Here is a 22,553-nt window from a genome sequence, read left to right on the forward strand (position 1 = left end):
CCGGTTGCGGGAAATTTAGGGGCAATGCAGGGCACTGACTACCAGACATGGGTGTCCGGGCTTAACGCTTTGGTATGACGCCCGGCAACATTCATTTGCCCGGATTCGGGCTGATCAATGCCGCGCCACATTCGAAATGGATTCAACAATGGAAGCGTATTTTCCGTAGTTATCTACCTGCTCGCGCGCAATGGAAACGCCCAATCTTTTTTGCAGCAACTTATGGTACTGACGAATGTTTTTGACCTTTTCGTAAGTGTCGAAAAGTACACTGGCCCTGCCTTTTATGTTGGCCAGATGAAGTTCGTTGGTTGCCAGCTTGAGCAGTTCGTTGATCGACAGTTTCGGACTGAATTCAAGGCTGTTTCCGGCTTGCGAACCGGTTGATATCTCCGCGCCGAAAATCTCTGTCAGGATTGTACTGTCCGTTCTTTTGGCCGCTATTTTGTTCAAGGCGGCCGTCACTTCTTCCATCTGGCTTCTTTTCAAGCCGGCCAGCTCGTTGAGTGTCCTGTCGGCAGGATTTTTCAGCGTGTCCTGATAAGCACGATAACGTGCGCGAAAAGCAGAGAACTCCTCGCGCAGGGACAGTATTTCACTGCAAATCGAGGCGTAGTTGCCGTCCGATCTGTCCAGTACCAGCGCCACGATGGGAGGAATGGCCAGGGAACAGTTGTAACCATCGTCGATCAGTTCCTTTATTTTCCTCTCAAGGTTTTCGGACAAGACCTCATACAGGCGGGCGGCGGTGTTTTTGTGGGCGATGGAATTGGCCATCAATATGATGGGGCTCTCGATGGCGTCGCCGACGTAGTCGGCGCCCAGCGCATCGATCATGGTGGCTCTGGCCATGATTTTCGCCATGTTCTCCCACGTCGTGTATCGCCCGCCATCCTCGCCGTCGTTGGCATCTTCAACGGCCTGGTCGAAGTCGCTGCCAGAGGCGAAGCGCTGCCAGTCGCGCAACTGCCCAGGGGTGAAGAACTCCTGGTTGTCCTCCGGGTTGTCATAGACGGACTCCGCCCAGGCCGGGTGGGCGAATGCGTAGTAAAAGGCCGTGCTTAATACCTGCTGCTGACCCGCGTGCGCATAAGTTGGCACCGTGGATATATCGAGTATTTTTTGCTGCCACTCATGATTGACTGTTTGACTCAGCGCACTGGATTCCTTCCAGTCGTCTGCTTCATACAACTTGAGTACACCCGCCGAGTGCAGGAAGTCCCACATGCAAAATTTTTCCGCAAAGTTGCCATTGGCATCTCCGATGGGGACATACCAGAGCTGCTCATACAGAACCGCAGCCTCGATAAGCGAAAAAAGCGAAAGGATATAGGCCAGGTTGCTGGTGCCCTCGATGCCTTGAGAGGCTTTTCTCAGTATTCGGCTACTGAGCACGGCATCACCGAACAGTGGTTTCGTCATGGCGCGGCCTCCCATGATGTCGAGGGGTTGGATCAACCCCGTTGCCACTGCAAAGTCTAGACGCTGCGTCGATGCCGGTTCGCGTTACACCTGCAGCTCAATCACCAGCGCATCATTGAAACCGGCGTTCTCGTTGATGCCGTTTTTCGCGTATCCCCGGGCGTTGCAAACCACCCGGGTATTGCCCACGCGATAATCGAAACTGCCGTGGGTATGGCCGTGCAGCCAGAGGGCGGGTTGCCAGGCCAGGATCCGTTCCTCCAGGTCGGAAACAAAACTCGAATTGATCGGTGAATCCCGGAAAATCGGGCTGATGCTCGACCGAGTCGGTGCGAAGTGGGAAATCACCACCGTGGGCGTGGTGCTGTCACGGGTGAAACAGTCTTGCAGCCAGGCGACGGTTTGCAGGAAAACCAACTGGGACACCGCCGGGCTGAACAGATCGTCGAAGTCGGGCGAGATTTTGATGCGGCTGAAGTCCCGCACCAGCGTCGTCGCCAGATCGATGCCATGCGCCCGCGCTTGCGGATCGTCGTAAAGCCGATAGTCCGACCACAGGGTGCAGCCCAGGAACCGCACGCCCTCATGCACATGCTCCGAGCGTTCCAGCACATGGATCTGTGTGCCTTGCGCCAGCCTGTTCAGCTCCTCGTAGGTCGAAATCAGGTCACTGCCATAGAACTCGTGATTGCCCGCCACGTACAGGATCGGGGCAGGGCACGCCCTGGCCCACTCGATGGCCGCGGCGGGGCGGGAGATGTCGCCGGCGAGCACGACAAGATCGGCATCCACCTGCGGAAACGGTATGGCATTGACGGACAGGTGGATGTCGGACAGCAAGGCGATACGCATGAATCAATCCCTATTGACTGGCATCCAGCACCACACGATAGCGTGCCTTGCCGCTGCGCAGGTGGTCGATGGCTTCGTTGACCCGACTCATGGGAAACAGCTCGACCTGCGGCAGGATCTGATGCCGCGCGCAAAATTCAAGCATGGTCGCCGTGGTGGACGGTGAGCCGACCGGTGAGGCGGACAGGTTTTTCTGCTGGGGAATCATCTCGAACACATGCACGGGAATCGCGCTGGGCACGATGCCGACAAAATGCAGGCGACCCCTGCCGCGCAGGGTGGCCAGCATGGCTGACCAGTCGAGGTTGGCGTTGGCGGTGACCAGCAGGAAATCCAGCGTGCCGGCAATCGACTTGAGCGCCTGGCTGTCAGTCGACGCCACCACCTTGTGCGCACCCAGGCGCAGGGCTTCGTCCTGTTTGCTCAACGAGGAAGTGAACGCCGTGACCTCGCAGCCCCAGGCATTGAGAAAGCGCAGTGCCAGGTGTCCGAGGCCACCGATGCCCACCACGCCGACCCGGTCGGTTGGCTTGACATCGAATTGCACCAGCGGGTTGAACACCGTGGAGCCTGCACAAAACAGTGGCCCGGCCATGGCCGGGTCGAGCGCCGCCGGTATCGGCAGGGCCCAGGCCCAATGCGAGCGCAGGCGGTCGGCAAAACCGCCGTTGCTGCCGATGATGGTCGGTTTGGCAGTGCCGCACAGGTGGTGGGAGCCGCCCATGCAGGAGGTGCAATGCATGCAACTGCCCTTGTACCAGCCAATGCCGACCCGTTGGCCCAGTTCCAGGCCGCGCACCTGCGCGCCCACTCGCACGATACGGCCGACCACCTCGTGACCGGGAATAAACGGGTATTGGCTGATGCCCCAGTCGTTGTCGATCAGTGATTGGTCGGAATGGCAGACGCCGCAATACTCCACGGCGACTTCTACTTCCTCTTCACCCAGCGGGCCCGGATCGTACGTGAAACGTTCCAGTGGCGCGCCGGCCGCCGTTGCGGCCCAGCCGGTGAAAGTCTTGAGTTCGGTACTGTCGCTCATGGGGAACCTCCGATCGGGAGACGAGGGAATGGGCCGTCCGCACGCGGCGGCAGAGCGAGGAAAGTGTAGCGGCTCGATTTTCAGTCGAGGGTCCGCTTATCGAACCGAGCGAACCAAAATGGATTCGTCGATCTGGTCGATGGCGGTCACTCCCGTCAAGGTCATGGCCACGCGCATCTCCTTGGCGAAGATGTCCAGCATGTTTTCCACCCCGCGCTGGCCATCGGCGGCCATCGCGTAGGCCATGGAGCGCCCGAGCAAGACGCCCTTGGCGCCCAGCGCCAGCATGCGCACTACGTCCAGCCCCGAACGAATGCCCGAGTCGACCAGCACCTTCAGGTCATTGCCGACCGCCTGCATGATGGGCGGCAGTGCCTGGGCCGTGGACAGTACACCGTCGAGCTGCCGGCCGCCGTGATTCGACACGACGATACCGTCTGCGCCGAAGCTCACGGCATCCCTGGCATCCTCGGGATCGAGAATGCCCTTGATGATCATCGGGCCTTTCCAGAACTCGCGAATCCACTCAAGGTCGCTCCAGCTGATCGAGGGGTCGAAGTTGTTGGCCAGCCAGCCGATGTAGTCTTCCAGGGTCACGGCCTTGCCGAGGTACTTCGACACGTTGCCCAGGTCGTGGGGGCGCCCCATCAGGCCCACGTTGAATGCCCAGTCGGGGCGGGTCATGGCCTGCAGGATCCGCCGCGGCGATGCATAGGGGCCCGACATGCCCGAGTGGGCATCGCGATAGCGGGCGCCGGGCGTGGGCATGTCCACGGTGAAAACCAGGTTCTGCACGCCGGCGGCTTTCGCCCGCTCCAGTGCGTTGCGCATGAACCCGCGGTCCTTGAGGACATAGAGCTGAAACCAGATCGGCTGCCGGCTGTTGGCCACGACCTCTTCGATGGAGCACACCGACACGGTCGACAGACACAGGGGAATGCCTTTGTTTTCGGCGGCCTTGACCGCCTGCACTTCACCACGGCGGGCAAACATCCCGGTGAGGCCGACCGGCGCCAGGATGACGGGCATCGACAGCGATTGATCGAAGAGGGTGGTTTGAAGGCTCAGGCTTTCGACGTTTTTCAGGATGCGCTGGCGCAGGCTGACGCCCGACAGATCGGCACTGTTGGCCCGCAGCGTGTGCTCGGCGTAAGCGCCGCCATCGATGTAGTCGAACAGAAAACGGGGAAGTTTGCGGCGGGCCGCTTCGCGATAATCGGATGCCGAAGAGATGATCATTGTGCCGATGCCTTGATCCGGTAAGTGACGGTCGAGCCCGTCGAGTCATGAGGCAGATTAGCGCATGCCAATGTGCATCATGACTCTTCGGTGACTTGCGACCGTTTCCGGGAGGCCCGTCAGTGTTGGCGTCAGCCGCGCACAGCCTTGGAACGCCACACCATCATTTTCTCGGTTTGCATGTCTTTCATGGTGTGGGGAATGCCGCCCACGCCGTGGCCCGACAGTTTCGCACCGGCGAACGGCATCCAGTCGACGCGGAACGCGGTGTGTTCGTTGACCATCACGGCCGTGGCGTCCAGGTCCTGGTAGCACTGCATCGCCGTATCCAGGTCCTTGGTGAACACTGCGGCCTGGAAGGCATAGGGCAGGGCGTTGGACAGCTGGATGGCATCGTCCAGGTCGTCATAGGCGTAGACCGCGATCACCGGGCCGAAAATTTCCTTTTGCATCACATTGGAATCGATCGGCGGATTGAGCAGCACGGTGGGCGCGTAGCAATTGTTGTCCAGCGCGCGGCCGCCACTGATCAGGCGCGCACCACCGGTGACGGCTTCATCGACCCACTGGCCCACACGCTTGACTTCACGCTCGGCGATCAGCGGTCCGACATCGGTACGCGGGTCCGTCGGGTCACCCACCACCATGGCATCACCCAACTGACCCAGGCGCACGGCGACGGCTTCGGCGATGCTGCGGTGGCAGAAAACCCGCTGCACGCCGACGCAGACTTGACCGGCGTGGAAAAAACCACCACGGGCAATGCGTGGCAGGGCGTCATCGAGATCGGCGTCCGCACTGACGATGACCGGCGCGACACCACCGTGTTCCAGCGCGCAACGGGTACCCGGTGCCAGCGTGGAGCGCAGCATCCAGCCCACTGCCGCCGAGCCGATGAAACTGAAGAAACCCACCCGTGGGTCGGACACCAGTTTGCCGGTGATGGCGTTGTCGGTCGGCAATACCATTTGCGCCCAACCCTCGGGCAGGCCGGCCTCGGTAAAGATATCCAGCAGCGTGCGGCAGCTTAGCGGGGTGTTGGCCGCCGGCTTGACGATCACCGGTGCGCTCACGGCAATGGCCGGTACTACCTGATGCACGATCAGGTTGAACGGATGGTTGAACGCCGAGACAGCCGCGACCACGCCAATCGGTTCGAACTGGGTGAAGGCCACACGATTGGCCGACGCGGCATTGACGCCCATCGGGATCACATGGCCGCCTTCGGTGCGCAGCACTTCGATGCAGTTGAGAATGCCGTCGATACCGCGCTCGACTTCGGCGAGCGAATCCTTGAGTGGCTTGCCGCCCTCGCTGGCTGCCTGGGTCGCGATCTCGACCTTGCGCGCGCTGACCAACTCGGCGGCACGGTGCAGGATTTCAATGCGTCGTGGCTTGGACAGCCACTGGTTGCGGTCACGGAAGATCCCGTGCGCGACACTCAATGCCTGCTCGACATCGGCCTGGGTGGAAACCGCCACGTGGCCCAGTACAGCGCCGTTGTAGGGAGAGTGCACCGCCAGGGTGTGTTCGGACATGAGACTTGCCTCCAGTCGTCGAATTGGGAAGGCGGGCCGATGGGCCTGCCGGACATGACATCAAGGTAGTCGGGAGCGTTGATTTCGAAAACTGAATAATTCAGAAGGTTTTGTTCATTTTTATAGAAAACCTTTGCATCGGGCATTTAAGGACCTTTGGTAGGAGCCAGGCTTGCCGGCGAAGACGGCCTGGTGTCATGCGGCGACCGTGAATACGCCTTCGCCGGCAAGCCTGGCTCCTACAAATCCAAAGCGACCTGACGTCGTGCGACGTCTCCGAAAACACCTTCGCCTGTAGGAGCGAGCATGCTCGCGATGACAGCCTCACGTCGAGCGATGCATTTGAAGACGCCTTCGCCTGTAGGAGCGAGGCTTGCCCGCGAAGGCGGCCTTACGTCGTGCAGTGCATTTGAAGACGCCTTCGCCGGCAAGTCGGATCGCCGCACCGCTGGCTCCTACGGAAAATCGCGAGCAAGCCGTGGATCAGGGCATCACAGATGATCGGCGTCGACGATAGCCTTGGCAAAGGCCTGCGGACTTTCCTGCGGCAGGTTGTGGCCGATGCCACCGCTGATCAACCGGTACTCGTACTTGCCGGTGAAGCGCGGCGCATAGTCCTCGGCCTTGGGGTGGGGTGCGCCGTTGGCATCGCCTTCAAGGGTGATGGTCGGCACGCCGATGGTCGGTGCCCTGGCCAGTTTCTGCTCCAGCACGTCGTAGCGTGTTTCACCCTGAACCAGACCCAGGCGCCAGCGGTAGTTGAAGACCGTAATGGCAACGTGGTCCGGGTTGTCCAGGGCGGCAGCGCTACGGTTGAAGGTGACGTCGTCGAACTTCCACTGCGGCGATGCCAGCTGCCAGATCAATTTGGCGAAATCGTGGGTGTTTTGCTGGTAGCCCGCCTGGCCACGGTCGGTGGCGAAGTAGAACTGATACCACCACTGCAATTCGGCCTTGGGCGGCAGCGGTTTCTTGCCGGCTTCCTGGTTGCCGATCAGGTAGCCGCTGACCGAAACCAGCGCCTTGACCCGTTCAGGCCACAGTGCCGAGACGATATCCGCCGAACGCGCGCCCCAGTCATAGCCGCCGAGTACAGCCTTTTTGATGTTCAGTGCGTCCATGAAGTCGATCACGTCGCTGGCCAGTGCGGCGGGCTGGCCGTTGCGAACGGTTTTGTCCGAGAGGAAATGCGTGTCGCCGTAGCCCCGCGCATAGGGCATCAGCACCCGGTAGCCCTTGGCCGCGAGCAGCGGCGCCACTTCGTCATAGCTGTGGATGTCGTACGGCCAGCCGTGCAGGAGAATGACCACCGGGCCGTTGGCTGGGCCGGTTTCGGCATAGGCCACATCCAGCAGGCCGGCGTTGACGTGCTTCAACGGGCCGAACGGGCTATCGGCATTGCGGGTGGCGGTGGCCGCTGCGGGGGCTGCATCGCCGGACTGGGCATGGGCAGCGCCCGTCACCGCCAATTGCAGCAGAGTCAGAGCAAGTACGGAGGCACCCACCAGACGGCGGCGATGTTTGACGGTTTGGCCTTTCAACATTTGCACTTTCATGGTGGAGATCTCCTTTCAGATGATGGCGCGGGTGCGCCGCTGTTTGTGGTTCCCAGTTAAACGCATGCAGGTATCCGGCCTGTTTCAAAAAAAACCGCGGGTGAAACGCCGTGTATCGCGGGTCGCTGCAGATACACTTCGATACATGACCCGCCACGCCGGGATGACGGAACCTGTGCAGTCCGCATCGGATAAGTGGTCGCACAATAGACGGCGCAGAGGGGGTAGAGGGGCTAACGTTGTAGATCCGCAATGCCAATTCGGCACTCCTGCAGCGGTGACTCCCATGGAAAAGATCGCCCGTAAACTGATCAAATCCAATGCTGCCCGCATGACCGGCGCGGGACTCGCGCTGATCATCGGGTTCGGCGCGTCGATGGCGTCTCAGGCCGATGAGGCCTACGCCAAAAAGCAGCTCAAGAACATGTCGGACTATATGTCGGCGCAAAACAATCTGTCGTTCAACTACGACACCACCCTCGACGTTGTCACCAAGGAACAGCAGCGGTTGACACTGGCCGGCTCCGGCACCGTCGTCATCAACCGGCCGGACAAGATCCGCAGTACGCGATCCAGCGGTTTTGCCGACATCGAGATGCTGTTCGACGGCAAGACGCTGACCCTGATCGGCAAAGGCAAGAACATCTATACGCAACTTGAAGTGCCGGGCACCCTCGACCATCTGCTCGACGTGCTGCGGGACAAGTACAACAGGCCGCTGCCCGGTGCGGACCTGTTCATGTCCAATCCACAGGATCAATTGATGGCCGGCGTGACCAACATCAAGGACCTGGGCAGCGGCGTGATCGGGGGTGTCGAGTGCGATCATCTGGCCTTCCGCAAGAAAGAGGTCGACTGGCAGATCTGGATTGCCCAGGGTGACCGGCCATATCCCTGCCGGTATGTCATCACGTCGAAAACCATCGCCGGCGGTCCGCAATACAGCATCCAGCTCAGCGATTTCAAAAGCGGCGATGGTGTCGTGGCCGATGACTTCGCGTTCAACAATTCGACCAATGCGAAGAAGATCGACCTCAAGGACCTCCCCAACGCGGAGGATTTGCCGAGCAATTTCGTGCGAGGTAAAACCAAATGAAGCTCTTGATCAGATCGGCCGGCTTTCTGCTGGCCGGGTTCATTCTGATGTGCGCGCTCGAACTGGGAGAAACCTTGTCGATCCCCGGCGTGCATAGTCTCGTCCCGCCGGCCGAGGCCGTGGTCGGACGTCCCCTGACACCGGTGAGCGTTGCCGGCGTGGCAAGACGTACGGCGCGGCGTAACAACTAACGGCTGGGTACCGGTCGAGGGCGAAGCCGGTGATTGATCAAACATCGGCTTCACCTGCCTGATAAGGCAAACATGGAAAGTTAAAACAATTCTCTACTTGAACAGAAAATTTGAACGTATCGATACTCCGGTTCGAGGCTGAAAGGATTCCTCGTTAATTACATGGAGAAACATCATGGGTATTGATATCACTATTGTCGCGGGTGCCGACGCAGTCACTTCGTGGGTAAGGGCAGGGGGTGAAGTTGTCGATGTGATTTCGGACGCGGAACGGGAAACGTTCGGGATCAACGATGAACGATTGAAGGACTGTGTAAACAAATACTTCGGGCGGGCGCCCAATGGCGTTTACCTCAAGAGCCCGACGCCGGGAAAGGATCTGTACACGATTTATGGCTGGCCTGAAGTCAAGCGCGTCATGAAGGTTCAAAGTGCCGAGGTGCTGGGGATTACTTCCGAGCCGGTTATCGTCAAGAGCCAGGACTTCGTGAATAACAGTTCACGCCCGGCAACTTTCGATGTGGCCATTACCGACTCGGTCGCTCAGTCGATTTCGTCCAGTTGGAGGACTGGAGGCAAGTTCAAGGTAGAGCAAAAGTTTGTTTATAAAGTGGGTTTTCTGGGATCGGAAGCAGGGGGGGAAAGCACAATCAGTTACCAGCAGTCGTGGGGCATCGGAGGCGAGCAGTCACGTAGAGTGAGCGTCGGTTCGAATGCGGATGTGAAGGTGCAGCTTGAGCCAGGCGAACGGGTAACCGCCACGCTGTCCGCCAGTCGCGGTGTCATGAAAGTACGGGTTCGTTACGTTGCTTGCCTGGAGGGCATCATCGCGTTGAACTACGACCCCACGCATCGTGACCATCATTTCTGGGGGCTGGATATCGGTGCGGTCATGGCGGTGGGAGGTGTTTCGAACGCCGTGACGTCTACCGAGGATATCGAAATCGGCTACTACGCCAATTCCAGGATCGAACTGAAGGACAAGGCGAGCGGGATTACCCGCTTGCAGTAATCGAGCGGTTTGCGTCCACATTTACAACCGGCCCGCTGCACGTTGGCAGTCGGGCCGGTTCTTTTGTCGGCAATTAATCGAGCGGTTTGCAGGCGGTTTCCTTCACCATCGCCAGGCCGATCAAGGTCAGTAACAGGCACAACATCACATACAGCGCCGGTGCGTTGTTGTTGCCAGTCAGGCCAATCATCCCGGTGGCGAAGAACTGGGCAAAGCCGCCGAACACCGAGACACCCAGGCAGTAGACAATCGACAACCCGGTGGCACGGATCCTTCGCGTGAACAGCTCGGTAATCAACACCAGGCTCGGTACGGTGATCAATACCAGCAATAACGTCATCACCAGCGAGACGGACAGCAAGGTGGCCAGTGTCGGCCAGTGATTCATCAACATGAAGGCCGGATAGATCAGCGCAAGCATCGGGATGGCGCCCAGGGCAATGGTAATGCGACGTCCGATACGATCGCTCAGCCGACCCGCCCAGATGGACAGGCCGATCTGCACAAGCGCGCCGAGGCAGGCGGCGGTGGTACCCATGGTCATCGGCAAATGCAACACGGCGACGGTGTAGTTGGTCATGTAGTCCAGCACGATGTAGCTCGATGCGGTACCGCCGATCACCAGCAGTACGCCAGCAACTATCGCTCGCCGATGGCAAGTGAAGATCAGGCGCAGGCTGGACGTCGCATCGTGGCTCTGTGCAGGTTCGGCGGTTTCCTTGAGGTGGCGGCGGATGTAAATGCCGACCGGAATCACCAGCATGCCCAACACGAAGGGCAGGCGCCAACCCCAGCTTTCCAGGTCTTCGGGGGACAGCGACGAACTCAGGCCCAGCGCCACCAGCGCGCCAAGCAGGAAGCTCAGTCCCTGGCTGAACAATTGCCAGCTGCCGTAGTAACCGCGGCTGTCATTGTCAGCGTACTCCATCAACATCGCGGTGGAGGCACCGACCTCGCCGCCGATGGCGAAGCCCTGCACCAGCCGCGCCAGCACGATGATCAAGGGCGCGGCAATGCCGATCTGCGCGTAGGTCGGTGCGATGGCGAACATCAGCGAGCCCAGGGCCATGAGCCATAGGGTCAGCATCATCGCCGGTTTGCGCCCTGCCTTGTCGGCGTAGGCACCCAGTACCAGGCCGCCGATCGGACGCATGCCGAAGCCGACGCCAAAGGTCGCCAGTGACAGCAGCAATTGTCCCAATGTGCTTTCGACCGGGAAGAACTGCCGGCCGATGAGCGTGGCGAAGAAGCTGTAAACCGAGAAATCATAGAACTCAAGGCCCGAACCGATAGTGATGGCGGCGATGGCGCGCGCACCGATCGGTTGCCGGGTTGCAGCACCCGCCGGGATGGCCGGGGAATGGGGTGTGGACATGAGGCAGACTCCAGGAGGCGAGGGCGGGGTAATCAAGCCAGAAAGGTTTCGACCAGACGCACCCAATAACTGGCGCCCGTCGCGAGGCAGTCGTCGTTGAAGTCATAACCGGGGTTATGCACCATGCAGCCGCCTTCTCCATCGCCATTGCCGATCAACAGGTAGCAACCGGGGCATTGCTCCAGCATCACGGCGAAGTCTTCGCTGCCAGTCAGTGGTTTCATGTCTTGCACCAATCCCTCTTCGCCCAGCCAGTCCAGCGCCACTTGCCGGGCAAATTCCGTGCTTTGGGGGTGATTGAACAGGGCCGGAAAGCGTTGCGCCTCATCGACCGTTACGCGGGCGCGCGCGCCAAAGCTTGTCGCCTGGGCTTGAGCCAGCGCGGTGATGCGCGCGATCAGTTGTTCGCGCACCGGGGCCTTCAGGGCTCGCACGCTCAATTGCAGTTCGGCGTGATCGGGAATCACGTTGGCGGCGATACCGGCATGGAACGCACCGACGGTCACGACGGCGGTGTCCAGCGGGTCGACATTACGCGAGACGATACTTTGCAACGCCATGACGATGGCGGAACCGGCCAGCACCGGATCGACGGCCTTGTGCGGCATCGCGCCGTGGCCGCCGACCGCGTCGATGCGAATCGTCACCGTATCGGTGGAGGCCATGAACGGTCCGGCCAGGAAGCCGAGTTGGCCGACCGGCATCCCCGGCATGTTATGCATCGCGAAAATGGCATCGCAGGGGAACTGCTCGAACAGCCCGTCATCGAGCATGCGTTGTGCGCCGCCGTCGCCTTCCTCCGCCGGCTGGAAAATCACCACCAGCGAGCCGTTGAAACCTCGGTGCTCGGCCAGGTATCGGGCGGCGGCCAGCAGCATCGCGGTATGGCCATCGTGCCCGCAGGCATGCATCACACCTTCGTGGCGGCTTGTGTAGGGCAGGCCCGTCTGCTCGATGATCGGCAGCGCATCCATGTCGGCGCGCAGGCCGATGGTCCTGTTGCCCCGGCCGAGACGTAACCTCCCAACGACGCCGGTGCCACCCAGGCCCCGCGTCACTTCATAGCCCCATTGTTCAAGACGGCTGGCCACCAGATCGGCGGTGGCGAACTCTTCAAAGCTCAACTCCGGGTGGGCGTGGATGTGTCGACGCAGAGCAATCATCTCTTCTTCAAACGCGCGGATGCCGGGCAGGGCGGGCAATGGGGTCATCAGGTTTTCCTCGTTTTTATTGATCGTTTTCGGGTGTTCGACTGATACCCTGCGATCCTAATGAGTTGGCGAAGGCCGCGGCAGTCGCAAAAAAGCGGGGCTGAAAACTTAAGGTTTACACCCCGGCATCAGGAGGAGTGGATGAAGCTGCATCAATTGCGGGCGCTGGTGATGATTGCCGATTGCGGCAGCATTCGTGCGGCGGCGCGGCAACTGGGCGTGTCACAAACGGCGGTGGCCAAATCGCTGCGCGAGCTGGAGGAGCATTTGCAATTGCCGTTGCTGGTGCGCAATGCCAGCGGCGTGCTGCTGACCCAGTACGGCCAGTCGCTGCTGCAACATGCCCGGCAGATGCTCAGTCAACTGGAGCGCGCACAGCTGGAGCTGGCGCATCTGAGCGACGAGGCGCAGGGCCAGTTGCGTCTTGGCATTTCGCCGTGGATGGGCATGACCTTGCTACCTGAAGTGGTCATGTTGTTTCGCCAGCGGATGCCGCGGGTGCGCCTGGAAATCTTCGAAGGCCTGATGGCCGTGACCTTGCCGCGATTGCGCGACGGCACCATGGAGTTCGCCGTGGGGCTGGTGTCTTCGTTGCTGCCGCGTCCGGAGTTCGTCAGCGAGTTGATGTTTTCTTACCGGATGGCCGTGGTCGCCCGGCATGGTCATCCCCTGGGCGACAGCCGCTCCATCCACGATTTGCTGGAGCAGGACTGGGTTGTCAATTACACCGACGCCAGTCACGAAGCAGTGATGAACGAGCTGTTCGGGCAGCATGGTGCGCAGATCGACGCGCAGCGCATCCATCGCGCGCACTCACTGCAACTGATGTTATCGATGATCGAGCAGACCGACATGCTCAGCTATTGTCCGGAGCCGATGCTCACCGTGCCGATCTACCGTGAGCGGGTGAGAAAACTGCCGCTGGCCGAATCGTTCGCCACCGACACCATCGGCATCGTTACGCCGCGCAACGGCCAACTGGGGGTTGCCGCACAGTGCTTTGTCGAATGCCTGCTGCAGGTCATCCGCCGTCGTGCCCGATCGGCACGGCCGGAGGATGTGCAGTTGTTCGATACGCTGGAACTGTTGATCTGACGCGGCTATTTCAGATACCAGCCCCACGGCTGATCACTGACGTACTCGGTGATCTGCTTGACCTCCAGATAGTTGTGCAGCCCCCATTGGCCCAGTTCGCGACCGATTCCGCTGTGGCCCATGCCGCCCCACGGCGCCTGGACGAAGGTCGGTTGCGAGCAGTTGACCCACACGATCCCGGCGCGCAACTGATTCGCCACCCGTGCGGTGCGCTGCAAATCGGCGCTCATCACCGCGGCGGCGAGTCCGAAGCGGCTGCCGTTGGCCATCTGCACCGCTTGCTCCTCGGTCTTGAAGCGCTTGATGCACAGCAGCGGGCCGAACACTTCTTCGCGCCACAGGATGCTGCTGTGTCCCGGCTCGTCGAAGATCGCCGGTTCGATGAAATAGCCCTGCGGTAAATGCTTCGGCCGCCCACCACCGGTGAGCAGGCGGGCGCCGCTGGCCAGGCCCTGATCGATGAAGCCGAGCACCTTGTCGTACTGGCCCTGGCTGACCAGCGGACCGAGCAGGACGCCAGGCTCCATGCCTGGGCCGATGGTGATCTTGCGGGTTTCTTCCACCAGCCGTTCGATCAGGCGCGGGGCGATGTTTTCCTGCACCAGCAGGCGTGAGGTGGCGCTGCACACCTGGCCCTGGTTCCAGAAAATCCCGAACAGAATCCATTCCACGGCGGCCTCGATATCGGCATCGTCGAACAGGATGAACGCCGACTTGCCGCCCAGTTCCAGGCTGATGTTCTTGATGTCGCGGGCCGCCGCCGACATGATTTTCGCCCCCGTGGGCACGCTGCCGGTAAAGGCCAGTTTGTCCACCCCGGAGTGTTCGGTGAGCGGGCTTCCCGCGTCGGCGCCCAGACCGGTCACCAGGTTCAAGACCCCGGCCGGCAAACCGATGCGGTCGGCCGCCGCCGCCAGTTCCAGCGCCGTCAACGGCGTCAGTTCGGACGGTTTGAGCACCACCGTGGCGCCGGCGGCCAGTGCCGGTGCGACTTTCCAGGCCGCCATCAGCAACGGGTAGTTCCAGGGGATGATCTGCCCGGCCACGCCGATCGGTTCGTGGCGAATGCGGCAACGGAAACGCGCGTCCGGCAAGGCCAGCGGCTGGTCCTGTTGCTGATCGAGTTCACGGGCCAGTCCCGCGTAATAACGGAAGCAGTCGATGGCGTCGCCGATGTCCCACTGCGCTTCGGGCAGCGGTTTGCCGTTGTCGCGCACTTCCAGCTCAGCCAGGCCTTGCTTGCCGCGTTCGAGTTCGTCGGCCAGTGCCTCCAGCCATTGCGCGCGTTCGGCACCGCTGGTTTGGCTCCAGCCATGGTCGAAGGCGTGCCTGGCCGCGCGCACGGCATGATCGACGTCTTCTTCGGTGCCGGCCGCCACGCGATGGAAGCTCTGTTGCGTAGCCGGGTCGATGACATCCAGATAGCCGCCCAGGTCCGGGCTGACCCACTCGCCGTTGATGTATAGCCGATCATGCATGGTGTGACTCCTGGACGCCGGTCTGGCGATTTTGCAGAGAGCGGGAAGTGAAGAGCAGTGCAAGCGAAACGCAGATGATCACCGTTGAAATCGCGTTGATTTCCGGCGTCACCCCGCGACGGATGGAAGAAAAAATGTAGATCGGCAACGTCGTCTCCGAACCGGCGACGAAGAAGGCGATGATGAAATCGTCGAAGCTGAAGGTGAAGGCCAGCAGGAATCCGGCCAGGATCGCCGGGCTGATCTGCGGCAGGGTCACCCGCCAGAAGGTCTGCATGGGCGGCGCGTACAGATCGGCCGAGGCTTCCAGCAAGGCCTTGTCCAGCGCCTCGACGCGACCGCGCACGATCACCATGACCAGTGCCATGGTGAACAGCGAATGCGCGGCGATCACGGTGAAAAAGCCCATGTTCAGGCGTGGAACGTCCGGCATCCAGCTGGCCAGCAGCGGATTGATCAGGTCGAACAGGCTGATGAACGCGATCAGCGTCGAGATGCCGATGACGATGCCCGGGACGATGATCGCGCAGTAGGTCAACGCATCGAACAGCAGGCGCACCTTGCGCCCGGCGCGTTGCAGGCCGAACACCGCCAGGGTGCCGAACAGCGTCGCCAGCAGCGCCGAACACAGGGCAATGAATGCGCTGTGCCCCAGCGCCTCCATGATGAACGGGTTGTCGAACGCGCGGCCGAACCACTGCACCGAGCAGCATTCGAAGGCCAGGCCACTGCGCCCGGCGTTGAAACTGAACAGTACGATCAGGGCAATCGGTGCGTAGAGGAACAGGTACAGCGAGGTCGAATAACTGCGCAGCCACATATCACAAGCCTCCATCGGCAGGCCGGCCGCCGTAGCGCGCCACCAGCTTCAGATACAAACCGATGATCAGCAGCATCATCGTCACCAGTGTCATTGCCAGCGCACTGCCGAATGGCCAGTTGCGCGATTGCAGGAACAGATCGACCAGCGCGTTGCCGACAAAGAACACCTTGCCGCCACCGAGAATGGCCGGTATCAGGAACTCGCCCATCAGCAGGATGAACACCAGCATCGCCCCGGTGATGATCCCCGGCGCGGACAGCGGCAGGGTAATGCGCCGGAAGCTTTCGAAGGCGCTGGCACCCAGGTCGGCAGACGCTTCGAGCAGGCGCTTGTCGAGTTTCTCCAGGCTGACGTAGATCGGAAACACCATCAGCGGCAGGTAGCCGTAGACGATGCCGATCAGCACCGCCCACGGCGTATTGATCAACCGCACGTCTTCCAGGCCCAGGCTGGCGAGCAAGGCCGGAATGCCCTTGCCGCTGAGAATGAAGATCCAGGCGTAGGTGCGGATCAGGAAACTGGTCCAGAACGGCACGATCACCAGTGTCAGCAGCAGCGAGCGGTTCTTGCTGACCTTGACGGCAAGGAAATACGCCAGCGGGTAGGCCGCCACCAGGCACACCAGGGTGCCCAGTGGCGCCAGCACCAGCGTGTTGCCGAATGCCGCGGCTCGCGAGGCCAGGTTCAGGTAGTTGTCCAGCGTGAAGCCGCCGGCGTAGCCGCCCACGGCGCTGCGCTCGCCAAAGCTGAAGACCAGGATGATCACCAGCGGCATCAGCAACAGCAGCAGGAACCACAGGGTCGAAGGCAAGAGCATCAGCAGGGTGAACCGGCGGCCGAGGCTGCGCCGTGGGCGCGCCTCGACCGTCAGGGCACTGCCCGGCTGCACCGTTTGCGGGTGGGCGGCAGCGTTCATGGGAGACTCCTCGTTGGCCATGGCAGGATGATCAGGCGGCTTTGAAGCGCGCCATCAGTTCGGCGCGCGCGGGGCTTGTCAGCGTTGCCGCCGCACCGAACTCCAGCGGACTCAAGGCTTCGGCGGCCGGGTACATGATCGGATCGTCGAGCATGGCCACCGGCAGCAGGGCATCGACGCGCTTGTCGCCGCTGGGGTAGCCGTGGCTGAGCACTTCGAGTTTGTTGTGCTGCGGGTCGAGCAGGTAGTTGATGAAGGCGTAGGCGGCGTCCTTGTGCTCGGAGTTTTTCGGAATGGCGAAGAAATCGCTCCACAGCTCGCCACCTTCCTTGCCCAGTTCGAAGTGCATCTGCGCGTTGTCGCGGTGCAGTTGCGAGGCATCGCCGGTCCAGGACATCGCCAGCCAGGCATCGCCGCTGCGCATCGACGGCTGGATGTCGGAGTTGATCGCGAACAGGTGCGGCTTGACCTCGATCAGCAGCTTCTCGGCGTCGGCCAGCTCCTTGGGGTCCAGTGAGTTGAAGCTGTAGCCGAAGCTTTTCAGGGCGTTGCCAATGGCAGTCAATTGGTAGTCGTGGACCATGGTGCGACCGCTGGCCGGGCCCTGGGCGGCGGCCCAGAATTCTTTCCAGCTGGTGGGGCCGGTTTTCAACTTGCCGGTGTCGTAGAGCATGCCGGTGGTGCCCCAGTTTTTCGGCACCGCATACACCTTGCCGTCCACCGTGCCCTGGGCCATGAACTTCTGCTGGAACGCCGAGGCATCGAAGTTGGGAATGCGCGACAGGTCCAGCGGTTCGATCAGGCCCAGGCCGACGTAAGTGCTGATGGTGTAGTTGGTCGGCACCAGCACGTCCCAGCCACTGCCGCCGGCCTGCAGTTTGGCGAGCATTTCTTCGTTGGAGCCGAACACGCTCATGGACACTCGCGCGCCGGTAGTCTTGGCGAACGCGTCGAGGTTTTCCTGGCTGTGATAGTTCGGCCAGGTCGCCAGCGACAGGCGATCGCCCAGTTTGGCCTGTTCGGCGGCTTCGGCGGTCGACGTCAGCAGGCCGGGCATGTTGGTGGCGACCACCGCTGCGGCGATCCCGAGGCCGGTGCGGCCGAGAAAGTCACGGCGACTGATCGAGCCGTTCTGCCAGCTGCGCAGGGTCTTGATAAAAGTCTTCTGGTCCATAGCACGCTCCACATCCGGTTGATGAAACGAATCGATGATTTACAACGCCATGGCCAGGCCATTGGCGTGATCCCAGCCGACGCGCACTGCCGCGCCGTGTTCGAACGCATTGGCGCCGCAGTCCTGCTGGCGCGGCACGCGCACGCAGACCACACCGAAGGCCTGGGTGCGCACGCGGTATTCGGTGGAGTTGCCCAGGTAGATGCGGTCTTCCACGCAACCTTGCAGGGTCACTTCACGGGCCATGTCCGCGTTGGCGGCGGCGATGCTGATCAGCTCCGGACGCACGGCGATGCAGCCTTCGGCGTCGGCGCACAGGGCCTTGCCGGTGGAGGTCAGCGGGCTGGTCAGCTCCAGGCCCTGGGCGGTGCGCAGCACCACCGAATTGCCGTGCAGGCGCCGTACCGTGCCGTCGAACAGGTTGGACTCGCCGATGAAATCCGCGACGTAGCGGCTGGCCGGGGTTTCATACAGTTGTTCCGGGGTGGCGGTCTGAATGATCGAACCGTTGTGCATCACGCTGATGCTGTCGCTCATCGACAACGCTTCTTCCTGATCGTGGGTGACCAGCACGAAGGTGATGCCCACTTCACGCTGCAAGCGCAGCAATTCCGATTGCATCTCCTTGCGCAGCTTGCGGTCGAGCGCGGCCAGGGGCTCATCAAGCAGCAACACCGTGGGTTTGTTGACCAGTGCCCGGGCCAGGGCGACGCGCTGTTGCTGACCGCCGGATAGCTCGCTGGGCTTGCGCTGGCCGAAGCCGCTCAGGCGTACCATCTCCAGGGCTTCATCGGCCATGCGCAGTTGCTGTTTTTTGTCGGGGCGCGGGGTGCGATAGCGCAGCCCGTAGGCGATGTTCTGTGACACCGTAAGGTGCGGAAACAGGGCGTAATGCTGGAACACCATGTTCACCGGGCGTTCGAAGGCCGGCACGCCGGCCACGCTCTTGCCGGCCAGTCGCACTTCACCGCTGGTGGGTTGTTCGAAACCGGCGATCATCCGCAGGGTGGTGGTTTTGCCGCAGCCCGAGCCGCCCAGGAAGGAGTGGAACGAGCCACGCCGCACCGCGAAGTTCAGGCCATTGACGGCTTGCACCTGGCCATAGCGTTTGACCACATTGCAGAATTCGATATCGCTTGGCGGGTTGTCGCTCACGCTGTTGTTCACGAGGAGGGCTCCCTTGCAGTGATGAATCATTGCGTCGGGGGCCAAACTAACAATCGCGGTTTTGCGCTGTATATATCCCTTGGGGGATAGAGTCGTTTTGCGTGGTCAGGCTTGGACGAGCTGTTCGCGTCCGGTCAACTCGCGGATAAACAGGCCCAGCAACTCGGACTGGCTGCCGATACCGAGCTTGGCGTAGAGGTTCTTGCGATGAATCTTCACCGTGCCCGGACTGATGCTCAATTGTTCGGCGACCGAGGCACTGGAGTGGCCGCGCAGCAGCAGCTGCACGATTTCCTGTTCGCGCCCGGTGAGGATGTGCGCGCCGAACTGATCGAAGGCTTCGCGGATCTTGTAGTCCAGGTCCTGCGCGGGACGCGGTTGCTGGGCCTGACGCAGGCGCCAGGCTTGCTGTATGACCTGTTCGACCACCGCCTGCGCGCACTCGACCAACTGCATTTCATCGCGGCTGAAGGCGCAACTGGCGCTTGAACGCATCAGCGACAGCACCGCCATGGCGCCATCGCCCAGGTCGACGAAAAACGCCACTTCTTCCGCCAGACCGGTTTGCTGGTAATAGGTCAGGTAATACTCGCCCAGGTAGAAATGGTCGGGCGCAAACTGTCGCAGACGCCACAGGCCGGGCGCTTGCCCGCGGGTGCAGGCCAGATAGAACGGATCGAGCAGGTAGGGGCCGCACTGGTAGTCGTCGACATACACCGCGCGCTTGTCCGCCGAAAAGGTATCGAACAACGCCAGGGGGCGGTGATTGCCTTCATAGACGAACAATACGAAATGATCGACCGGGCATACCTGCCGCAGCCAGTGGCAAAGGCCCGAGAGTCGACCGTGCCCGGCAGGCAGGTCGAGCAGATGGGCGACACCGGTGGTCCAGAGTTTCAGTTCCTTGTGGCGCATGGTGGCTTCAGACAGGGCGTGGATCGCGTTTGAATGCACAAAGTACGCCATGGTGGCTGCAGCCTTGCGCAGCGGGATGTGCGGCGACCCAATGTCGAAGCGATGCACCGTAACGGGGCCGGATGTTACCGAGTGCTACAGCTGTGGTAGCAAAAGTGATCGATCGTTCGTTAATGGTCAGCAACGGTTTTGCGCTGAAGGCAGATACTTGGGTTGTCCGTTGGGCGATATATGCTGGCTTGTTAGCGTTAGTCGGTAACTCGCAGGCGGCGTAGAGTCGAGGTCCTGTTCCTGGCAAACCCGGATGACCCCGATGACTCGCCCTCGCTTCCTGCCCGACAACTTCACCTTGACCCTGATCGGCGTTGTGCTGCTGGCCAGTTTTCTGCCCGCCAGCGGGCAGGTGGCGGTGGGTTTTGGCTGGCTGACCAACGTTGCCATTGCACTGCTGTTTTTCCTGCACGGCGCCAAGCTGTCGCGCGAATCGATCATCGCCGGGGCCGGCCACTGGCGCTTGCACCTGCTGGTGTTCAGCCTGACCTTCGTGCTGTTCCCGCTGCTGGGCCTGGCGCTCAAGCCGTTGCTGTCGCCGCTGATCGGCGCCGATCTGTACATGGGCATGCTGTATCTCTGCGCACTGCCGGCCACCGTGCAATCGGCCATCGCCTTCACTTCGCTGGCGCGGGGCAACATCCCGGCGGCGATCTGCAGCGCGGCGGCTTCCAGCCTGTTCGGGATCTTCCTCACGCCGTTGCTGGTGACCATGCTGCTCAATGTGCACGGTGAGGGTGGCTCGACCCTGGATGCGATCGTGAAAATCAGCGTGCAGCTGTTGCTGCCATTCATTGCCGGGCAGATCGCGCGGCGCTGGATCGGCGCCTGGGTGGGGCGCAACAAGAGCTGGCTGAAGTTCGTCGATCAGGGCTCGATTCTGCTGGTGGTCTACGGTGCGTTCAGCGAAGCGGTCAATGAAGGCATCTGGCACCAGATTCCGCTGCGCGACCTGGCGGGGCTGGTGGTGGCCTGCTGTGTGGTGCTGGGGCTGGTGCTGGTGGCGTCCATGGTGTTGGGCAAGGCCTTTGGCTTCAATCAGGAAGATCGCATCACCATCCTGTTCTGCGGCTCGAAGAAAAGCCTGGCCACCGGCGTGCCCATGGCCCAGGTGTTGTTCGCCGGCAGCACCATCGGCCTGCTGATCCTGCCGCTGATGCTGTTCCATCAGATCCAACTGATGGTCTGTGCAATGCTCGCCCAGCGTTTTGCCAAGCGCGAGGAGACGGTGGCTCAATTGATGGGGCAGGTTGATCCTTGAGTTAATCCACCAGACCGCATCGCTGATTCCTTCGGGAACTCTGTAGACCACAGGGCGGAACCTGCGCTCGGCCTCTCAAGGCGGCATGTATCTGTAGGAGCCAGGCTTGCCGGCGAAGGCGGCCTGACAGCCGAGCTGATTCTGTCGGGTGCACCGCGAACCCTGTGGGAGCTGGCTCGCCAGCGATGGCGGCCTGATAGCCGACCCGCAATTTGCGGATGTACTCGGTCCACTGTGGGAGCGAGCCTGCTCGCGATGGCGACCTGAAAGCCGGCCGTGATTCTGGATGGTGTACATATCCATTGCAGCGGTAACGGCGGCTTATGGTTTCGCCCTTACGGCGACTTACTTTTTTGACAAGCGCCTCAAAAAAGGTAAGCAAAAAAACGCTCGCCCCGGCGTCCGGCCCCTCGCCAAGGCGAGGGGTTCCTTCGCTCCGGCATCCATCCGGGGGCATTGCCCTCCGGTCCGCTGCGCTTGACCTACATGCAATGAGTTCGACTGCGTCGAACGGCGCTGCGCGCCCATCCCTGGATGAACACCTGCACTCAGCCTCCCGAAGGGGCGGGTGGTGTAGGAGCCAGCGGTGCGGCGATCCGACTTGCCGGCGAAGGCGTATTTGAGATCGCTTTCGCCGGCAAGCCTGGCTCCTACAGATCAGGTCGGCGGCCTGGCTTTTGATTTTGATTTTGATTTTGATCGTCTTGCCCCCTCGAGAGGCCGAGTGGAGGTTCTGCGCAGTGGGCAACCCGGCATGGATGGCGGCGGGCCCACGGAGCAGGACCGGAGCGAGGGTACCCGTAGCGCAGCGAAGGGCCGAACGAAAGGGGCAAGAGCCCTTGGTTACTTGGGGCTCTTCCAAGTAACCCGCCGTAAGGGCGGAACCATCAGTGGCCGTTACCGCAGCAACGGATATGTACCCCGAGCCAAAACCCACATCGCCTGACACTCAGCCTTCGCGGGCAAGCCTCGCTCCTACGGGTTAAGCGTACGTCCGCAAAATCCTGCACCTGCCACATTAGTGGTGCAGCGATCTGACCTGCCGCCTTCGCGGGCAAGCCTCGCTCCTACGGGTTAAGCGTACCTCCGCAAAATCCTGTACCTGCCACATTAGTGGTGCAGCGATCTGACCTGCCGCC

19 protein-coding genes are annotated in these 22,553 nt (G+C 61.4%); 5 read left to right on the plus strand and 14 right to left on the minus strand.

The genetic code is table 11. The annotated features are described in order from the left end of the window. Nucleotides 1-114: 114 nt before the first annotated feature. The 6 genes from ACQKP2_RS04980 to ACQKP2_RS05005 form a co-directional block, all read right to left on the minus strand. Nucleotides 115-1,422, minus strand: coding sequence for a hypothetical protein (locus ACQKP2_RS04980; RefSeq protein ID WP_427574842.1), 1,308 nt, complete (start codon nt 1,420-1,422; stop codon nt 115-117). 84 nt (nt 1,423-1,506) lie between these two features. Beyond that, complete coding sequence (locus ACQKP2_RS04985; protein WP_427574844.1) at nt 1,507-2,274, minus strand: metallophosphoesterase; 768 nt, start codon at nt 2,272-2,274, stop codon at nt 1,507-1,509. Between the two features lie 10 nt (nt 2,275-2,284). Beyond that, nucleotides 2,285-3,316: an NADPH-dependent aldehyde reductase Ahr gene (gene ahr / locus ACQKP2_RS04990; protein WP_427574845.1), complete on the minus strand. Its 1,032-nt coding sequence runs from the start codon at nt 3,314-3,316 to the stop codon at nt 2,285-2,287. 96 nt (nt 3,317-3,412) lie between these two features. Then, nucleotides 3,413-4,555 (minus strand): FMN-dependent L-lactate dehydrogenase LldD, encoded by a 1,143-nt coding sequence (gene lldD, locus ACQKP2_RS04995; protein ID WP_427574847.1) that lies wholly within the window; start codon nt 4,553-4,555, stop codon nt 3,413-3,415. 131 nt (nt 4,556-4,686) lie between these two features. Beyond that, nucleotides 4,687-6,093, minus strand: a complete 1,407-nt coding sequence (locus ACQKP2_RS05000; RefSeq protein WP_427574849.1) for an aldehyde dehydrogenase family protein — start codon at nt 6,091-6,093, stop codon at nt 4,687-4,689. A gap of 491 nt (nt 6,094-6,584) precedes the next feature. Continuing rightward, entirely contained in the window at nt 6,585-7,649 is a 1,065-nt protein-coding gene (locus ACQKP2_RS05005; RefSeq protein ID WP_427574850.1) for an alpha/beta fold hydrolase, read from the minus strand. Nucleotides 7,650-7,935: 286 nt separating this feature from the next. Here ACQKP2_RS05005 and ACQKP2_RS05010 point away from each other — a divergent pair, with 286 nt between their 5' ends. From ACQKP2_RS05010 to ACQKP2_RS05020, 3 genes are all read left to right on the plus strand, one after another. Beyond that, nucleotides 7,936-8,745, plus strand: coding sequence for a DUF2092 domain-containing protein (locus ACQKP2_RS05010; RefSeq protein WP_427574851.1), 810 nt, complete (start codon nt 7,936-7,938; stop codon nt 8,743-8,745). Continuing rightward, entirely contained in the window at nt 8,742-8,936 is a 195-nt protein-coding gene (locus tag ACQKP2_RS05015; protein ID WP_427574852.1) for a hypothetical protein, read from the plus strand. The genes ACQKP2_RS05010 and ACQKP2_RS05015 overlap by 4 nt, the downstream gene beginning before the upstream one ends. A gap of 175 nt (nt 8,937-9,111) precedes the next feature. Beyond that, nucleotides 9,112-9,948, plus strand: a complete 837-nt coding sequence (locus tag ACQKP2_RS05020; RefSeq protein WP_427574853.1) for a hypothetical protein — start codon at nt 9,112-9,114, stop codon at nt 9,946-9,948. Nucleotides 9,949-10,021: 73 nt separating this feature from the next. On the opposite strand, the gene ACQKP2_RS05025 is transcribed toward ACQKP2_RS05020, so the two are convergent. Then, nucleotides 10,022-11,323, minus strand: coding sequence for an MFS transporter (locus ACQKP2_RS05025; protein ID WP_427574855.1), 1,302 nt, complete (start codon nt 11,321-11,323; stop codon nt 10,022-10,024). A 32-nt stretch (nt 11,324-11,355) separates the two neighbouring features. Continuing rightward, a complete protein-coding gene (locus ACQKP2_RS05030; protein ID WP_427574856.1) occupies nt 11,356-12,534 on the minus strand; it encodes a M20 aminoacylase family protein in 1,179 nt (392 codons plus the stop codon). A 141-nt stretch (nt 12,535-12,675) separates the two neighbouring features. On the opposite strand from ACQKP2_RS05030, the gene ACQKP2_RS05035 reads away from it, so the two are divergent. Further along, nucleotides 12,676-13,629: a LysR family transcriptional regulator gene (locus ACQKP2_RS05035; RefSeq protein WP_427574857.1), complete on the plus strand. Its 954-nt coding sequence runs from the start codon at nt 12,676-12,678 to the stop codon at nt 13,627-13,629. Nucleotides 13,630-13,634: 5 nt separating this feature from the next. On the opposite strand, the gene ACQKP2_RS05040 is transcribed toward ACQKP2_RS05035, so the two are convergent. The 6 genes from ACQKP2_RS05040 to ACQKP2_RS05065 form a co-directional block, all read right to left on the minus strand. Continuing rightward, nucleotides 13,635-15,107, minus strand: coding sequence for an aldehyde dehydrogenase family protein (locus tag ACQKP2_RS05040; RefSeq protein WP_427574859.1), 1,473 nt, complete (start codon nt 15,105-15,107; stop codon nt 13,635-13,637). Beyond that, complete coding sequence (locus ACQKP2_RS05045; protein WP_427574860.1) at nt 15,100-15,927, minus strand: ABC transporter permease; 828 nt, start codon at nt 15,925-15,927, stop codon at nt 15,100-15,102. The genes ACQKP2_RS05040 and ACQKP2_RS05045 overlap by 8 nt, the downstream gene beginning before the upstream one ends. Nucleotide 15,928: 1 nt before the next feature. Beyond that, nucleotides 15,929-16,846 (minus strand): ABC transporter permease, encoded by a 918-nt coding sequence (locus ACQKP2_RS05050; RefSeq protein WP_427574861.1) that lies wholly within the window; start codon nt 16,844-16,846, stop codon nt 15,929-15,931. Nucleotides 16,847-16,877: 31 nt separating this feature from the next. Then, nucleotides 16,878-18,020, minus strand: coding sequence for an ABC transporter substrate-binding protein (locus ACQKP2_RS05055; RefSeq protein ID WP_427574863.1), 1,143 nt, complete (start codon nt 18,018-18,020; stop codon nt 16,878-16,880). Nucleotides 18,021-18,059: 39 nt separating this feature from the next. Further along, a complete protein-coding gene (locus ACQKP2_RS05060) occupies nt 18,060-19,187 on the minus strand; it encodes an ABC transporter ATP-binding protein (protein WP_427574865.1) in 1,128 nt (375 codons plus the stop codon). Between the two features lie 105 nt (nt 19,188-19,292). Then, a complete protein-coding gene (locus ACQKP2_RS05065) occupies nt 19,293-20,102 on the minus strand; it encodes a response regulator transcription factor (protein WP_427574907.1) in 810 nt (269 codons plus the stop codon). A gap of 313 nt (nt 20,103-20,415) precedes the next feature. On the opposite strand from ACQKP2_RS05065, the gene ACQKP2_RS05070 reads away from it, so the two are divergent. Beyond that, on the plus strand, nt 20,416-21,414 hold the full coding sequence (locus ACQKP2_RS05070; RefSeq protein ID WP_427574866.1) for a bile acid:sodium symporter family protein: 999 nt from the start codon (nt 20,416-20,418) through the stop codon (nt 21,412-21,414). The last annotated feature ends 1,139 nt before the right edge of the window (nt 21,415-22,553 follow it).

The sequence above is a fragment of the Pseudomonas sp. NPDC089569 genome, from assembly GCF_050280625.1.
Taxonomy (GTDB): domain Bacteria; phylum Pseudomonadota; class Gammaproteobacteria; order Pseudomonadales; family Pseudomonadaceae; genus Aquipseudomonas.

Coding starts and splice junctions, on each gene's coding strand:
- ACQKP2_RS04985 (WP_427574844.1), bottom strand. CDS start 2,274: ATGCGTATCGCCTTGCTGTCCGACATCCACCTGTCCGTCAATGCCATA.
- ahr (WP_427574845.1), bottom strand. CDS start 3,316: ATGAGCGACAGTACCGAACTCAAGACTTTCACCGGCTGGGCCGCAACG.
- ACQKP2_RS05030 (WP_427574856.1), bottom strand. CDS start 12,534: ATGACCCCATTGCCCGCCCTGCCCGGCATCCGCGCGTTTGAAGAAGAG.
- ACQKP2_RS05070 (WP_427574866.1), top strand. CDS start 20,416: ATGACTCGCCCTCGCTTCCTGCCCGACAACTTCACCTTGACCCTGATC.
- ACQKP2_RS05015 (WP_427574852.1), top strand. CDS start 8,742: ATGAAGCTCTTGATCAGATCGGCCGGCTTTCTGCTGGCCGGGTTCATT.
- ACQKP2_RS05055 (WP_427574863.1), bottom strand. CDS start 18,020: ATGGACCAGAAGACTTTTATCAAGACCCTGCGCAGCTGGCAGAACGGC.
- ACQKP2_RS04980 (WP_427574842.1), bottom strand. CDS start 1,422: ATGACGAAACCACTGTTCGGTGATGCCGTGCTCAGTAGCCGAATACTG.
- ACQKP2_RS05045 (WP_427574860.1), bottom strand. CDS start 15,927: ATGTGGCTGCGCAGTTATTCGACCTCGCTGTACCTGTTCCTCTACGCA.
- ACQKP2_RS05050 (WP_427574861.1), bottom strand. CDS start 16,846: ATGAACGCTGCCGCCCACCCGCAAACGGTGCAGCCGGGCAGTGCCCTG.
- ACQKP2_RS05025 (WP_427574855.1), bottom strand. CDS start 11,323: ATGTCCACACCCCATTCCCCGGCCATCCCGGCGGGTGCTGCAACCCGG.
- ACQKP2_RS05035 (WP_427574857.1), top strand. CDS start 12,676: ATGAAGCTGCATCAATTGCGGGCGCTGGTGATGATTGCCGATTGCGGC.
- ACQKP2_RS05005 (WP_427574850.1), bottom strand. CDS start 7,649: ATGAAAGTGCAAATGTTGAAAGGCCAAACCGTCAAACATCGCCGCCGT.
- ACQKP2_RS05040 (WP_427574859.1), bottom strand. CDS start 15,107: ATGCATGATCGGCTATACATCAACGGCGAGTGGGTCAGCCCGGACCTG.
- lldD (WP_427574847.1), bottom strand. CDS start 4,555: ATGATCATCTCTTCGGCATCCGATTATCGCGAAGCGGCCCGCCGCAAA.
- ACQKP2_RS05000 (WP_427574849.1), bottom strand. CDS start 6,093: ATGTCCGAACACACCCTGGCGGTGCACTCTCCCTACAACGGCGCTGTA.
- ACQKP2_RS05065 (WP_427574907.1), bottom strand. CDS start 20,102: ATGCGCCACAAGGAACTGAAACTCTGGACCACCGGTGTCGCCCATCTG.
- ACQKP2_RS05010 (WP_427574851.1), top strand. CDS start 7,936: ATGGAAAAGATCGCCCGTAAACTGATCAAATCCAATGCTGCCCGCATG.
- ACQKP2_RS05020 (WP_427574853.1), top strand. CDS start 9,112: ATGGGTATTGATATCACTATTGTCGCGGGTGCCGACGCAGTCACTTCG.